At 64.2% G+C, this 13,145-nt stretch carries 13 protein-coding genes; 7 read left to right on the top strand and 6 right to left on the bottom strand.

Annotation, left to right across the window (positions count from 1 at the left end):
- Nucleotides 1-72: 72 nt before the first annotated feature.
- Nucleotides 73-1,008: a KPN_02809 family neutral zinc metallopeptidase gene (gene ypfJ, locus AC0L3S_RS10180; RefSeq protein WP_473278946.1), complete on the bottom strand. Its 936-nt coding sequence runs from the start codon at nucleotides 1,006-1,008 to the stop codon at nucleotides 73-75.
- Between the two features lie 405 nt (nucleotides 1,009-1,413).
- Between ypfJ and AC0L3S_RS10175 the strand changes: the two genes are divergently transcribed.
- The 3 genes from AC0L3S_RS10175 to AC0L3S_RS10165 all read left to right on the top strand — a co-directional run bounded on the left by AC0L3S_RS10175 (nucleotide 1,414) and on the right by AC0L3S_RS10165 (nucleotide 3,810).
- Complete coding sequence (locus AC0L3S_RS10175) at nucleotides 1,414-2,544, top strand: site-specific DNA-methyltransferase (protein ID WP_007607106.1); 1,131 nt, start codon at nucleotides 1,414-1,416, stop codon at nucleotides 2,542-2,544.
- 120 nt (nucleotides 2,545-2,664) lie between these two features.
- Nucleotides 2,665-2,991: a hypothetical protein gene (locus tag AC0L3S_RS10170; RefSeq protein ID WP_473262858.1), complete on the top strand. Its 327-nt coding sequence runs from the start codon at nucleotides 2,665-2,667 to the stop codon at nucleotides 2,989-2,991.
- 132 nt (nucleotides 2,992-3,123) lie between these two features.
- Entirely contained in the window at nucleotides 3,124-3,810 is a 687-nt protein-coding gene (locus tag AC0L3S_RS10165) for a glutathione S-transferase family protein (protein WP_473278945.1), read from the top strand.
- A 58-nt stretch (nucleotides 3,811-3,868) separates the two neighbouring features.
- On the opposite strand, the gene AC0L3S_RS10160 is transcribed toward AC0L3S_RS10165, so the two are convergent.
- Nucleotides 3,869-5,878 (bottom strand): HAMP domain-containing methyl-accepting chemotaxis protein, encoded by a 2,010-nt coding sequence (locus tag AC0L3S_RS10160; protein WP_473262856.1) that lies wholly within the window; start codon nucleotides 5,876-5,878, stop codon nucleotides 3,869-3,871.
- Nucleotides 5,879-6,213: 335 nt separating this feature from the next.
- The gene (locus AC0L3S_RS10155; protein WP_473278944.1) at nucleotides 6,214-6,657 is read right to left on the bottom strand and encodes a nuclear transport factor 2 family protein; all 444 of its coding nucleotides are present in this window, start codon (nucleotides 6,655-6,657) and stop codon (nucleotides 6,214-6,216) included.
- 92 nt (nucleotides 6,658-6,749) lie between these two features.
- Between AC0L3S_RS10155 and AC0L3S_RS10150 the strand changes: the two genes are divergently transcribed.
- Nucleotides 6,750-7,664: a LysR family transcriptional regulator gene (locus AC0L3S_RS10150; protein WP_473262855.1), complete on the top strand. Its 915-nt coding sequence runs from the start codon at nucleotides 6,750-6,752 to the stop codon at nucleotides 7,662-7,664.
- Between the two features lie 198 nt (nucleotides 7,665-7,862).
- Here the strand turns inward: AC0L3S_RS10150 and AC0L3S_RS10145 are convergent, their stop codons facing one another.
- Complete coding sequence (locus AC0L3S_RS10145; RefSeq protein WP_354209102.1) at nucleotides 7,863-8,483, bottom strand: glutathione S-transferase family protein; 621 nt, start codon at nucleotides 8,481-8,483, stop codon at nucleotides 7,863-7,865.
- A 140-nt stretch (nucleotides 8,484-8,623) separates the two neighbouring features.
- Between AC0L3S_RS10145 and AC0L3S_RS10140 the strand changes: the two genes are divergently transcribed.
- Nucleotides 8,624-9,901, top strand: a complete 1,278-nt coding sequence (locus AC0L3S_RS10140) for a flavin-dependent oxidoreductase (protein WP_473278943.1) — start codon at nucleotides 8,624-8,626, stop codon at nucleotides 9,899-9,901.
- Nucleotides 9,902-10,106: 205 nt separating this feature from the next.
- Here the strand turns inward: AC0L3S_RS10140 and AC0L3S_RS10135 are convergent, their stop codons facing one another.
- Together AC0L3S_RS10135 and mutY are read right to left on the bottom strand one after the other, a co-directional pair.
- Nucleotides 10,107-10,529: a PaaI family thioesterase gene (locus tag AC0L3S_RS10135; protein ID WP_473262853.1), complete on the bottom strand. Its 423-nt coding sequence runs from the start codon at nucleotides 10,527-10,529 to the stop codon at nucleotides 10,107-10,109.
- Nucleotides 10,530-10,597: 68 nt separating this feature from the next.
- On the bottom strand, nucleotides 10,598-11,698 hold the full coding sequence (mutY, locus tag AC0L3S_RS10130) for an A/G-specific adenine glycosylase (RefSeq protein WP_473262852.1): 1,101 nt from the start codon (nucleotides 11,696-11,698) through the stop codon (nucleotides 10,598-10,600).
- Nucleotides 11,699-11,820: 122 nt separating this feature from the next.
- On the opposite strand from mutY, the gene AC0L3S_RS10125 reads away from it, so the two are divergent.
- Nucleotides 11,821-12,315, top strand: a complete 495-nt coding sequence (locus AC0L3S_RS10125) for a DUF721 domain-containing protein (RefSeq protein ID WP_473278942.1) — start codon at nucleotides 11,821-11,823, stop codon at nucleotides 12,313-12,315.
- Nucleotides 12,316-12,442: 127 nt separating this feature from the next.
- Nucleotides 12,443-13,099 (top strand): DsbA family protein, encoded by a 657-nt coding sequence (locus tag AC0L3S_RS10120; RefSeq protein ID WP_007607089.1) that lies wholly within the window; start codon nucleotides 12,443-12,445, stop codon nucleotides 13,097-13,099.
- The last annotated feature ends 46 nt before the right edge of the window (nucleotides 13,100-13,145 follow it).

Here is a 13,145-nt window from a genome sequence, read left to right as displayed (position 1 = left end):
AAGGAGGGGCCACGGGCTCGCCATCCTTCGAGGCTCGCCAATTGGCGAGCACCTCAGGATGACGGATAACCCCTATTGGCCGCCGCCAAACGTGTTGCAGGCTTGGACGGTGCCCTGCTGGTAGCCGGTCATGAACCATTGTTTGCGTTGCGCCGCCGAGCCGTGGGTGAAGGAATCGGGTACGACGCGGCCCGTGGACTGGCGCTGCAGCGTGTCGTCACCGATTGCGCTCGCCGTGGTGAGTGCGGCGTCGATGTCGCCAGGCTCCAGGAAGTTCGGCCGCTTCTTCGCCTCGCGATTGACCCAGACGCCGGACAGGCAGTCGGCCTGCAATTCGACCTTCACCTGGAGTGCATTCGACTCTGCCTTGCTGCCGGCCTGCTGCTGCAGCCGCGTCACGCGCGGAATGATGCCGAGCAGGTTCTGGATGTGATGGCCGGCCTCATGGGCGATGATGTAGGCGGTGGTGAAGTTACAAGCGGACTTGCCGGAGCAGCCGCGAAAACGCGTCTCGACCTCGCGGAAGAAACCGGTGTCGAGGAAGATGGTCCTGTCGGGCGGACAATAGAACGGTCCCATCGCCGACTCCGCCCGGCCGCAGCGCCCGCCATTGGTGACGTTGCGGAACAGCACGACCTTCGGACCGGTAAAGGACTGGCCCGAGGCCTGGAATATCTCGCTCCAGCGATCGTCGATCTCGCCGAGGATGCCGGAGATCATGCTGCCCATCTCGTCGGTCGGCGCGCCGCGCTTGGCGTTGGACGACGATTGGCGATCGGTCTGGTAGGACGGCGCCTGGCCGCCACCGGTGAGGATCTCGGCGCCGCCGATCAGGATGCGCGGATCGATGCCGAAGGCGTAGCCGACCAGGCCGAGTACGATGATGGCGCCGATCCCGAGCCCGCCGCCGCCCATGGGGAGGCCGAACCCGCCTCCTCCACCGCCGCCGCCACCATCGTCGCGACGATCCTCGATGTCGTCGCTGCGGCGGAAATCATCGTAGCGCATGGCGGCTTCCCTCGGTCCTGGCTCAATTCGGCGCAAGAGCGCGAAAGCTCAACGCGCCACATACGTAAAATTTCCCTTGCGTTAATCAATATCCCGCTCGGCAATTATTGCCTAGTGCGACAGCATGGCAATGCCAGCAATTTTTTCCGGGCGTCGAGCAATTTTTTCCGAGAGAAATTTGGAGTCTTTTTGCGCTCCGGTTACTCCCGCAACGCGAACAAATACGAAATACACTGCAAAACATGGAGAATGCGCGGAGCGAACGGCGTGCAAGGCGCGATGTGAGGGCTGTTCACGAAGGCCACGGGTTAAGTCGATTTTTACTTTGCCGCTTCAATGTAACGGTCAGTCGGTTGTTTGGTCCCGCGTCGCCGACAGCGTCGCCTGAGTCAGAGTTCTTGAGTCATGGTAGAGTCGCGTCGCGGGGCGTCTGCAAGGGCGCCCCGCACAAATTTTGAGTCTCCTTCGCACAGCATCGTCCTCGGCGATTGCGTCGCAGAGATGTCGAAGCTTCAGGCTGGTTCGGTCGACCTGGTGTTCGCCGATCCACCCTACAATCTCCAGCTCAAGGGCGATCTCAAGCGCCCCGACGAATCCCATGTCGATGCCGTCGACGACGACTGGGACAAGTTCGATTCGTTCTCCGCCTATGACGATTTCACCCGCGCCTGGCTGCTCGCCGCCCGCCGCGCGATGAAGCCGTCCGCGACGATCTGGGTGATCGGCTCCTATCACAACATCTTCCGCGTCGGCGCGATCATGCAGGACCTCGGCTTCTGGCTCCTGAACGACATCGTCTGGCGCAAGACCAATCCGATGCCGAATTTCCGCGGCCGCCGTTTCACCAATGCGCACGAGACCATGATCTGGGCCGCGCGCGACGAAAAGGCCAAGGGCTACACCTTCAACTACGAGGCGCTGAAGGCCGCCAACGAGGACGTGCAGGCACGGTCCGACTGGCTGATCCCGCTCTGCACCGGCGAGGAGCGCCTCAAGGGCGCCGATGGCAAGAAAGTGCACCCGACGCAGAAGCCGGAAGGCCTGCTCGCGCGCGTGCTGCTGTCGTCCTCCAAACCCGGCGATCTCGTCATCGACCCCTTCAACGGCACCGGCACCACCGGCGCGGTCGCAAAGCGCCTCGGCCGCTCCTATATCGGCTTCGAGCGCGACAAGACCTATGCGAAAGCGGCTCAAGCGCGCATCGCCGCGGTCGAGCCGTTGCCGGAGGCAAGCCTCGCCCCGTTCATGACGGCGCGCGAAGCGCCGCGGGTTGCGTTCTCGGAATTGATCGAGCGTGGCATGATCATGCCCGGCACCAAGCTGTTCGACGCCAAGAAGAAGCTCGGTGCGCTGGTCCGAGCCGACGGCGCCATCATGTTCGGGGACAAGGTCGGCTCCATCCACCGCATGGGCGCGGTGGCGCAAGGCGCGCAAGCCTGCAACGGCTGGACCTTCTGGCACATCGAGACCAAGAAGGGTCTCAAGCTGATCGACGAGCTTCGCGCCGAGATCCGCGCCGGCATGGCGGCGGGGTAGCCTTTCTTTCGTATCCCGGAGCGCACCTCGTGGCGCGACCCCGGAATGACGAGACTGGTTGAACACGGCCGCCGCCGGGACTAGACTAATCTCCTGCGCCCCGTCCTGACCGGTCGAGCCATGCGACGACAGTCCGAGACATTGCTGCTGGTGCCGCTGCTGCCGATCTTTCTGGTCGGCATGTTTCCGATGTTCCTGATCGCGCTGCTGGGATTCTTTGGCCTCGCCTTGTTCGGCGTGCTCGTGGTCTGCGTCGGGCTCGCCAGCAGCAACGAGGCCCATGACAGCTTCAATCACGACGTCATCGTTCACGGCTACGCGCGCGGATCGGACCGCAAGGCGCGGGCCTCCGACATGCATATCGCCACCCGGCTCGGGCTGCGCCTGGAGCTCGTGGGCGCGGCCATGGTCATTACGGCGGCGATCGGCCTTTGTTACGCCGGCTGATCTGCGTGACGCGCAGATACCGCCCGGCAAACTCGCCGGTTGCCCTCCCCGATAAGGTTCAGGCAAGACAAGGCCGCTTGCGGACATGTTGCTGCCTCCACTCTCAGCCAACAAACACAGGGGAGATGCCCGATGCTCAAATTCTATTTCAACGGTTCGCCGAACCCGACCAAGGTCGCACTTTATCTCGAAGAGGCCGGCCTGCCCTTCGAGCCGGTGAAGATCGACACCCGCAAGGGCGAGCAGTTCACGCCGGACTATCTGAAGATCAATCCGAACGGCAAGGTGCCAGCGATCGACGACAACGGCACCATCGTGTTCGATTCCAACGCCATCCTGCTCTATCTTGCCGAGAAGACCGGCAAATTCTTGCCGGCCGCCAATTCTCGCGGCGAGATGCTGTCATGGCTGATGTTTGTCGCCACCGGCGTTGGTCCGTATTCGGGCCAGGCCGTGCACTTCAAGCATTTCGCGCCGAAGGACCAGAACCACGATTACGCGCATAACCGCTACCAGTTCGAGACCGATCGCCATTATAAGATTCTCGACGGTCACCTCAAAGGCCGCCGCTACATGGTCGGCGACAGCTATTCGATCGTCGACATGGCGCTGTGGGGCTGGGCGCGGATGCTGCCGTTCAAGCTCGGCGACGATGCCTTCGCGCGATATCCGAACGTCAAGCGGCTGGTGGACGAGGTCACGGCGCGGCCTGCGGCGACGCGCGCGATCGCGCTGAAAGACAAGTTCACCTTCAAGGCGGAGATGGACGACGAGGCCCGCAGCAACATGTTCAAGCACATGACGACGAAAGTCGCCTGACCGCGCCAGGTCACAATGCGAGGCCACGCGCATGCGCGTGGCCTTTTGCTTTTGAGGCTCAGGCGGCGTGGACCGAGTTCAGGAAGTTGGCGACTTCCTGCTTCAAGCGGTTGCTGTCGGCCGACAGCGAGCGTGCCGCCGAGAGCACCTGCGAAGAGGCCGAGCCGGTCTCGGACGCGCCGCGCTGCACGTCGCCGATGTTGGACGATACAAGCTGTGTGCCCTGGGCCGCCTGCTGGACGTTGCGGGAGATCTCCTGCGTCGCCGCACCCTGCTCCTCCACGGCGGCGGCGACCGTCGACGAGATCTCCGACAGCCGCTCGATGGTGCCGCTGATTTCCCTGATCGAGCCGACCGATTCCTCCGTCGCGGCCTGGATGCCCGAGACCTGCTGGGCGATCTCGCCGGTGGCCCTCGCGGTCTGCTCCGCGAGCGCCTTGACCTCCGAGGCGACCACCGCAAAGCCGCGGCCGGCTTCACCCGCGCGCGCCGCCTCGATGGTGGCATTCAGCGCCAGGAGGTTGGTCTGGCCGGCGATGGTGCTGATCAGCTCGACCACGTCGCCGATGCGGGCTGCAGCCTTGGACAGCTCGCTCACGCGCGCGTTGGTCTTGCTCACCTGACCGACGGCTTCGCCGGCGATGCGCGCCGATTCCTGCACCTGGCGCGCGATCTCCGTCACCGAAGAGGACAACTCCTCGGTCGCGGAGGCGACCGCCTGCACATTGGCCGAGGCTTCCTGGGAGGCGGATTGCACTTCGGTGGAGAGATCCTGAGCGCGCCTCGCGGTCGCGGTCAAGGTGCCGGCCGAGCCCTCGAGCTCCTGCGATGCCGAGGATACGGTGTCGACGATCTCGCCCACCGCCTGCTCGAACTGACTGGCGAGCCGGGCCATGTCGGCCTTGCGGCTCTCGGCCTGGCGGGCCTCGGTTGCCGTCTGCTCGTGGCGCAGCCTTTCGGTCTCGATCATGTTGGTCTTGAAGACGTCGATCGCCTTGGCCATGTCGCCGATCTCGTCGGCCTTGCCGCGCGAGGGGATCTCGACGGCGAGATTGCCCCCGGCAAGCAGCCCCATTGCGCGCGTCATCGAGGTCAGCGGCCCCACGATGCTGCGGGCGGTCAGGAAGGCGACGACCAGTCCGAACAGGACGGCGAGGCCCCCGGCGATCCCCTGCAGCGAGGTCGTGCCGTCGATCACGGCATCGGCCGCGGTGCGCGAATCGTTGTAATCGGTCTTCAAGGTGGTTTCCGCGACCTTGAGCTTGGCGATGCTCGCAGAGATGAGCGGTGCGAGATCCTTGTGGTAGATCTCGTCGGACCGCAGCATCGCGGCAGAGGTCGTTTCGAACGCGGATTTGTAGATACCGAGGGCGGTCTTCACAGGCGTCAGAGACGAGCGAAGGTCCGCCGCCTGCGGGCTCCTTTCGACGGCTGCCAGCCGCTGCACCGCCCTGTCGACATTGGTTCTGAAGGCGGTGGGCCCGTTGGTGTCGCGCAGAGCGAGGAAGCGCCAGTTCGCGATTCGAACCAGCAGGACCCGGGACTCGAGGTCCGCGACGAGCGACACCGTGTCGTCGTCAGCGGCGGCGCGGGCCACATCGACCAGCTTGGCCATCTTGACGGTCAGCTCTTCGCCACTCGGCAACAGCGTCGCCTTGCCGGTCCGGGCCTCGTTGACGGCGTCGCCGAGACTGTCACGCAGGCTTTTCATTTTGGCGATGTCGGCGATCAGATCGTTGTAGAGCTTCCGCCGATCCTCCGAGAGGGTGCCCTTTGCTCCGAGCTGCAACAGCCCGGTCGCCGCGTTCTCTCGCTCGGCAGCCTCCCGCATCGCAGGCTCGTTGGCGTCGTAGACGTAGCGCAGATTGGCTCGCTGGATGGCCTGAAGATGGGTCGATATCTCCAGGATGCGCGCCGTGCTGTCCGACAATTTGGAGAGTTTTGCGACCTGATCCTGGACGGACTGCAAATTCCAGATGGCGACCACCGCCATCACAAGACCAACCGCCACCAAGGCCATGAAACCCGCGTACAGGCGTCCCCTGATCCGCAAACGAAACTTCGGCATTCCCACTGTCCACTCAGAAGCATGTGAATTCGGGCGGACGAACAACTCCGGCCATTGTCGCGCCGCCCTGGCAGCCGCGCGTCGCGTCTTTCGCGACCCACGCTGCACCGCGACACAATGGGGGACACTCGTTAATTGAACCTTCAAATTTTTCGCGCGCGTATGCGCCAGGCGGCACAACATCTGCTGATTTTATCGGCAGGTGAGCAAGGTTTTGGTGCGAAACCCGCAGCGGCCTGCATGCCGCTGCAGCCTACCGGCCTGCGCGACCAACACGCCCCTCGCCGACCGCAGCGGACGGCACCGGCCGGCGGACGCGACGCCGCTCGATCCGCTCAGCTCGCGGCCCTCACGATCGTTTGCGGAAACGGGCCGAGGGCCTTCTCGGTCAGCACCGAGTCGCAATATTCTCGGATCTCCTTGATCTTGCCGTCCTCGAGCCGAAACACGAGACAATAGTCGTTGTCGTAGCGCACGCCTTCTGGCGTGACATTGTCGCCCTTTGCTTCGACGACGACGATATCGCCGTCGGCGATGAAGCGGTGGGCGACCGTCCGTGTCCGGTCGACAAGACGGGTCCGCACATAACCGTGCAGATCGTTGAGGATCGCCTGTTTGCCCGAAAAGGTGCGCGACCAGGAGTACTGGCCGGTCACGATCCATTTGGCGTCGTCGGCAAGACTTTCGGTGAACAAGCCGCGGTCGCGCGCAGCCGGATCGAGGCTGGCGGCGGCTGCAAAGATATCCTGCATCAGTTTCTTGTTGGCGCTCGCGTTCATGGCGGCATCTCCTTTTGGTGAGAACAATCGAGATCATCGCCGCCGGCTCTAAATTCTTCAAATCGATAGTGGATATGATATCTATTCGCTCTATGAATTTGAATTCGCTCGACCTCAATCTCCTGACCGCGCTCGACGCACTGTTGCGCGAGGTCAGCGTCAGCCGCGCCGCCTTGCGGATCGGGCTGTCGCAGCCGGCGGCGAGTCATGCGCTCCAGCGTCTGCGCGACATCTTTGGCGATCCGCTCTTGGTACGCGCAGGTGCCCGGATGGAACTGACGCCGCGGGCGCAAGCCTTGCGCGCGCCGCTGGCGCAGGCGCTCGATCAGGTGCGCGGGCTGTTCCTATCGGATGAATTCGACGCGGCGCGCAGCGAGCGGCAATTCCGCCTGATGATGCCAGATCTCGCGGTCGAGCTGTTGATGCCGCCCTTGATGGAAAAGGTGACCCAGGCCGCGCCCAATGTCCGAATCGACGTGGTGCCGTGGCGGGGGCCTGCGATCTTCCACGCGGAGTTCGCCCGCACCATCGATCTCGTGATCTCGATCGGCAACGCCTTCAAGGGCTTTCACCGCCAGCTGCTCTACACCGACAGCGACGCGCTGGCGGTACGGCGCGGCCACCCCGTGGCCACGAAGCTGAAGCGGCGCGAGATGTTTCTGGCCGCACGCCATGTCGGCGTAATCATCCGCGGCCAGCCGGAGGACCTGATCGACACCTGGCTACGCACCAAGGGCATCGACCGGCACATCGCTCTCGTCGTCCCGGGTTATCTCGAAGCGCTGCACGTCGCCGCCCGCACCGACCTCGTCGCCTTCGTGCCGCGCCGGCTGATCGCGGCGCTGTCGAAGCAGCTCGGCCTCGTCACGGTGACGCCACCGCTCGACCCCGGCATCGACGAGCAGTTCATGTTCTACCCGACCCGCGCACAGATGGATCCGGGCTCGATCTGGCTCAGGCGGCTGATGCTGGAGACGGGACGGCAATTGGAGAAGAAAGCTTCTTAAGAGGCGGCTTCACCAATCTCGGTGTCGTCCCGGACAAGCGCAGCGAAGCGGAGCGCTGATCCGGGACCCATAACCCCAGGGCGTAGTTTGACGAAGACTGGTCGTTCGGTACTTCAACCGAGCACAATCGATAGATTCCGCGGTATGGGTCCCGGTCTGCGCTTGCGCTTGCGCTTGCCCGGGACGACATCGAGTTTGTCACGCCTTCTGCGCGTCCATCACCTTGCGCACGGCGGGACGGTCGGACATGCGCTTGAAATGATCGGCGATCTTCGGCGTCGCGTTGATATCGACGCTATCGCCTTCGAGCCAGGTCGACAGGGTGTAAAGATAAGGATCGCAGATCGTGTACTGTTCGCCCATCACCCAGGGTCCCTTGTACATCTTCTGCTCGATCAGGGCGAAGCAGGCGCCCATGGTCTTCGGGATCATCGCCTTCATGTCGGCGAACGAGCTTTCTTCGCTCGCCCAGCGCGCGCCGCGCATCTTGTGGGCATGGTTGATGTGCACGGTCGAGCAGAGGTAGGAGTTGAAGGACTGCACCTGGGCGAAGTCGAAGGGATCGTCGAGCGGCGCGAGCTTGGCCTTGGGGAACGTCTGCGCGAGATAGGCCAGCATCGCCGGGGTCTCGGTCAGGACACCGCGATCGGTCACCAGCGCGGGGACGCGGCCTTTCGGGTTGATCGCGAGGTACTCCGCGCTGTTCTGCTGGTTGGTCTTGAAGCTCAGCCGCTCGGCCGCGTAGTCGGCGCCGGCTTCTTCCAAAGTGATGTAGGTGGCGAGCGCGCAGGTGCCGGTGGCGTAGTAGAGCTTGAGCATGTCGGACCTCATGGGAAAGCCGGAAGTTAACGGCTGCGGGCCCCGAGGTCCATAGCATGGCGTTTTCGGTGCTCTTGCTCTTCGCAGTTGCCCACCGGCGGCCGGCTGTGCCAAGACGCCCCTAGTTGGAGGGCTTTCCCATGACCGTACTCATCGCCGGTGGCGGCATCGGCGGGCTGACGCTTGCGCTCAGTCTGCACGGAATCGGCATTCCCGTGAAAGTGTTCGAGAGCGTCGCGGAGCTGCGGCCGCTCGGTGTCGGCATCAACGTGCTGCCGCACGCGGTGCGCGAGCTGATCGAGCTCGGGCTGATGGACAAGCTCGATGCCGCCGGCGTGCGCACACGTGAGTTGGCCTATTTCTCCAAGCACGGCAAGCCGATCTGGAGCGAGCCGCGCGGGCTGGAGGCCGGCTATAAATGGCCGCAATTTTCGATCCATCGCGGCACGCTCCAGCAATTGCTGCTCGACACCGCGATCGAGCGCCTCGGTCGCGACAACATCCTCACCAGCCATCATCTGACCGGCTGGAGCGAAACCGCTGACGGCGTGCGCGCCGATTTCATCGACAAGGCGACCGGCAAGCCCGCGGGGACTTACGAGGGCGCGATCCTGATCGCCGCCGACGGCATCCATTCCGCCGCGCGAGAAAAACTTTATCCCGACGAAGGCCCGCCAATCTGGAACGGCCGCATCCTCTGGCGCGGCGTCACGCCCGCAAAAGCGTTCCTCAGCGGCCGCACCATGATCATGGCCGGCCACGAGATCCTGAAATTCGTCTGCTATCCGATCTCGAAGGAACCGGACGCCGCGGGCAACCATCTGATCAACTGGGTTGCCGAGCGCCACATGCCGCCGACCTATCAATGGCGGCGCGAGGACTATAACCGCACCGCCCGCCTGGAAGAATTTCTGCCCTGGTTCGAGAGCTGGCAGTTCGACTGGCTCGACGTGCCCGGCCTGATCAAGAACTGCCCGCATGCCTATGAATATCCGCTGGTCGATCGCGATCCGGTGTCACAATGGACTTTCGGCCGCGTCACGCTGATGGGCGACGCCGCACATCCGATGTACCCCATCGGCTCCAACGGCGCCTCGCAGGCGATCCTCGATGCCCGCACCATCACCCGCGAGATCCTGGCGCACGGCCCAACGCAGGCGGCCCTGCTCGCCTATGAGGCCGAGCGGCGGTCCGCAACCACCAGTCTCGTCCTGCTCAACCGCAAGAACGGCCCCGAACAGGTGATGCAGCTCGTCGAGGAGCGCGCGCCCGACGGCTACAAGGTCGTCACCGACGTGCTGTCGCAACAGGAGCTCGAGGATGTTGCCGCCAACTACAAGCGCGTCGCCGGCTTCCAGGTGGAAGCGCTGAATGCGAAGCCGCCGATCGTGAGCGCGGGTGCGCGCGCGACGAAATGAGTATTCGCACGAAGCGAGACGCACGTTGATGGGCCCTCGCCCCTTGCGGGAGAGGGCAGCGACGCCGGTAGACGCGGACTCACTCAGGTGAGGGGTCTGTCTCCGCGAAACCAACTCGCATTAGAACTCGCTGAACCAACCCCTCATCCGGCGCTTCGCGCCACCTTCTCCCACAAGGGGAGAAGGAAGGAAGAGTGCGCGGCAGCTATTTGCCCACCACCCTCGCCGCTTCGAGCAGCCGCTCGCTCGCGCTTGCCGTCGCCAGCACCGTTCCGTCTTCCGCCGTCAGCCTGGCCTCGACGAATGCAATCGTCCTGCCGAGCTGCGTCACCTTGGCCTCGCCGATAATCGGTCCGGGCTTGGCGGGCGCCAGGAAATTCACGGTCATGCTGATGGTAGTGGTGTAGAGCCGGCCCTCGCTCATCACCAGCACGGCGGGGCCCATCGTGTCGTCCAGCATGGCCGAGAGCATGCCGCCCTGGATGAAGCCGGCTGGATTGCAGAACTCCGGCTTGCCGTCGAAGGCGAGCTTGATCCAGCCTTCCCCGGGACGGGCATCGAGCAGGCGCCACCCCAATAGCTCGGCACAGGGTGGCCTGGGAAAGTTGTCCAGCGCGGTCTTGATCATGCGAGCCTCCGTTGCCGGCCACAGCTAACGCAGGCCTGCTGCCAGCATCTTGTCAGCAGGATGGGCTGCTAGGGGTCCAATCCATGCGCAATCACCTTACGCATGACGTTGGGCAATGCTTCGTCGGCCAGAGTGGCGATGGGCACCCAGCGCATGCCGGCGGGTGCCCGCGTCCGCGCTTCCACACTCGCCGTGTAGACCACCAGTTCCAGCGGAAAATGCGTGAAGACGTGGGTGACGACGCCGACCTTGCGCTGCCAGCGCGACAGCCCCTTCAACTCGGGCGCCTGCTGTTTTGCCTTGGCGTCGTCCTGTCCGGCCAGCCAGTCCGACCCCGGCACCTCGGTCATGCCGCCAAGCAGACCCTTTTCGGGGCGGCTGCGGACGAGAAGCTCGTCGCCGCGCGTGACAACGAAGGCCGCGCCGCGCCGTAACGCGCCGCTCTTCTTCGGCGCCTTGCGCGGAAACGTTTCCTGCGTTCCCAGCGCGCGCGCCGTACAATCCTCATTGAGTGGGCATAGCGAGCAGGCCGGCTTTTTCGGCGTGCAAATCGAGGCGCCCAGATCCATCAGCGCCTGCGCGCTGTCGCCGGCGCGAGAGTCCGCAAGCAGCGTCGCCGCCAACTCCTGAATCAGCGGCTTGGCCTGCGGGAGATCTTCTTCAACTGCAAAGAGCCGCGAGACCACGCGCTCGATATTGCCGTCGACCGGCATGGTGCGGCGGTCGAACGCGATCGCCGCGATTGCTGCCGCCGTATAGGGCCCGACGCCCGGTAGTGCGCGCAGACCCAGTTCGGTGTCGGGAAAGGTGCCGCCATGCTCGCGCGTCACCGCAACCGCGCAGGCATGGAGATTACGAGCGCGAGAATAATAGCCGAGCCCGGCCCACATCCGCAGCACGTCCTCCTGCGAGGCCCGTCCGAGCGCGGTGACATCCGGCCAGCGCGCGACGAATTTTTCGAAATAGGGCCCGACCGCCTTCACCGTGGTCTGCTGCAGCATGATCTCGGACAGCCAGACGCGGTAAGGGTCGGATGCCTCGCCGGGCGCAGCGCGCCAGGGCAATCGGCGGCGGTGGCGGTCGTACCAATCGAGCAGCGCGAGTGGGCGCGACGAGGTCTCCGGCTGAAGCGGTTCCGATTTCGCTTTAAGGGCGGATTTGGGGCTCATGCTCGCACTGTAGCGGCAATGCACCGATCTCTCCACGTCATGCCCACGCTGGGCGCGGGCATCCACGTCTTTCTTCGCGGCGAAGAGCCTGTGGCCGACGCCCCGGAGTGCTATAAGGTCCCATGTCCAAGCTTCGCCCCATCAAACCAGGGCCCATCAGCGCCAAGCCGCTGTCGCTCCTGCTCAACGACGTCTTTGCCGAGGCCTATGCCAAGCAGGGATTTGCTGCCCGTGAGTTGGTGACGCGGTGGGCGCACATTGCCGGGCCGGAGATCGCGGCCCATGCCGAGCCGCTCAAGATGCAATGGCCCCGGCCGGTCGAGGGCCAGCCGCAGGAGCCGGCAACGCTGGTGCTGCGGGTCGAAGGGCCGATGGCGCTGGAGATCCAGCACTCCGCCGATGTGATCCTGCAGCGGGTCAACCGGTTCTTCGGCTGGAGCGCGGTCGGCAAGCTGGCCTTCCGCCAGGCTCCGCTGTCGCGCGCCCGACGGCCAACCCGGCCCGACCCGCCGGATGCCAAGTCGGTGGCCGAGGTAGCTGAGCGCCTGGGCGACATCGAAGATGAACAACTGAAGTCGGCGCTGGCGCGCCTCGGGGCCGCCATCAAGCGAAATTGAGCCTTATTCTGCGGCCAAACTGGACCTGTCCTTGCCGCTCGCCATTGCCTCAAACGACGTTTCAAGCTAGCGACAGGCCGTCTGAATAGGAATTTCGGGCGACACCACGCCAATCCGGGAGCCGACCTTGATCATCACCCGCCGCGCCTTCAACACGATGCTGTCGCTGACCGGGCTTGCCGCGGTCGCCGGGCTCTCACCGCTGCGGTTCATCTCGGAAGCTATCGCGCAGGCCGCTGGCGACGTCGCCAAGCCGGTGTCGCTGCCCGACATGGCGCTGGGCCCGAAGGACGCCGCCGTCACCATCACCGAATACGCCTCGATGACCTGCCCACATTGCGCGGCCTTCAACGAGCAGGTGTTTCCCAAGATCAAGTCGGAATACATCGACACCGGCAAGGTGCGTTACGTCTTCCGCGAGTTCCCGCTCGACATCAAAGCCGCCGCCGGCTCGATGCTGTCACGCTGCATCGCCAATGGCGACGCGCCGAAATACTTTGCCGTCACCGACATGCTGTTCCGCCAGCAGAACGATTGGGTGGTGAAGAACACCACGGAGACCCTGACCCGGATCGGCAAGCAGGCCGGCCTCACCCAGCAGCAGGTCGAGGCCTGCCTGAAGGACCAGGCGCTGCTCGATAAGATCGCCGCCGACCAGAAATATGCCAGCGACGTTCTGAAGGTCGATTCGACGCCGACGTTCTTCGTCAACGGCGAGAAGATCAAGGGCGAGACCTCGTTCGAGGAATTCGCCAAGAAGATCAATCCGCTGCTCAAGAGCTGATTCGCACGGCACAATCCTGATTCGCATCTCGAGAGCCGTATCTTTC

It is taken from the genome of Bradyrhizobium sp. Ken01 (assembly GCF_055807355.1).
Note: the sequence above shows the minus strand (reverse complement) of the source record. Positions and strands in the feature narration are given on the sequence as shown.

Bases quoted from the DNA above. Each gene is read 5' to 3' on its own strand.
- ypfJ (WP_473278946.1), bottom strand. From the start codon at position 1,008: ATGCGCTACGATGATTTCCGCCGCAGCGACGACATCGAGGATCGTCGC.
- AC0L3S_RS10175 (WP_007607106.1), top strand. From the start codon at position 1,414: ATGGTAGAGTCGCGTCGCGGGGCGTCTGCAAGGGCGCCCCGCACAAAT.
- AC0L3S_RS10170 (WP_473262858.1), top strand. From the start codon at position 2,665: ATGCGACGACAGTCCGAGACATTGCTGCTGGTGCCGCTGCTGCCGATC.
- AC0L3S_RS10165 (WP_473278945.1), top strand. From the start codon at position 3,124: ATGCTCAAATTCTATTTCAACGGTTCGCCGAACCCGACCAAGGTCGCA.
- AC0L3S_RS10160 (WP_473262856.1), bottom strand. From the start codon at position 5,878: ATGCCGAAGTTTCGTTTGCGGATCAGGGGACGCCTGTACGCGGGTTTC.
- AC0L3S_RS10155 (WP_473278944.1), bottom strand. From the start codon at position 6,657: ATGAACGCGAGCGCCAACAAGAAACTGATGCAGGATATCTTTGCAGCC.
- AC0L3S_RS10150 (WP_473262855.1), top strand. From the start codon at position 6,750: ATGAATTTGAATTCGCTCGACCTCAATCTCCTGACCGCGCTCGACGCA.
- AC0L3S_RS10145 (WP_354209102.1), bottom strand. From the start codon at position 8,483: ATGCTCAAGCTCTACTACGCCACCGGCACCTGCGCGCTCGCCACCTAC.
- AC0L3S_RS10140 (WP_473278943.1), top strand. From the start codon at position 8,624: ATGACCGTACTCATCGCCGGTGGCGGCATCGGCGGGCTGACGCTTGCG.
- AC0L3S_RS10135 (WP_473262853.1), bottom strand. From the start codon at position 10,529: ATGATCAAGACCGCGCTGGACAACTTTCCCAGGCCACCCTGTGCCGAG.
- mutY (WP_473262852.1), bottom strand. From the start codon at position 11,698: ATGAGCCCCAAATCCGCCCTTAAAGCGAAATCGGAACCGCTTCAGCCG.
- AC0L3S_RS10125 (WP_473278942.1), top strand. From the start codon at position 11,821: ATGTCCAAGCTTCGCCCCATCAAACCAGGGCCCATCAGCGCCAAGCCG.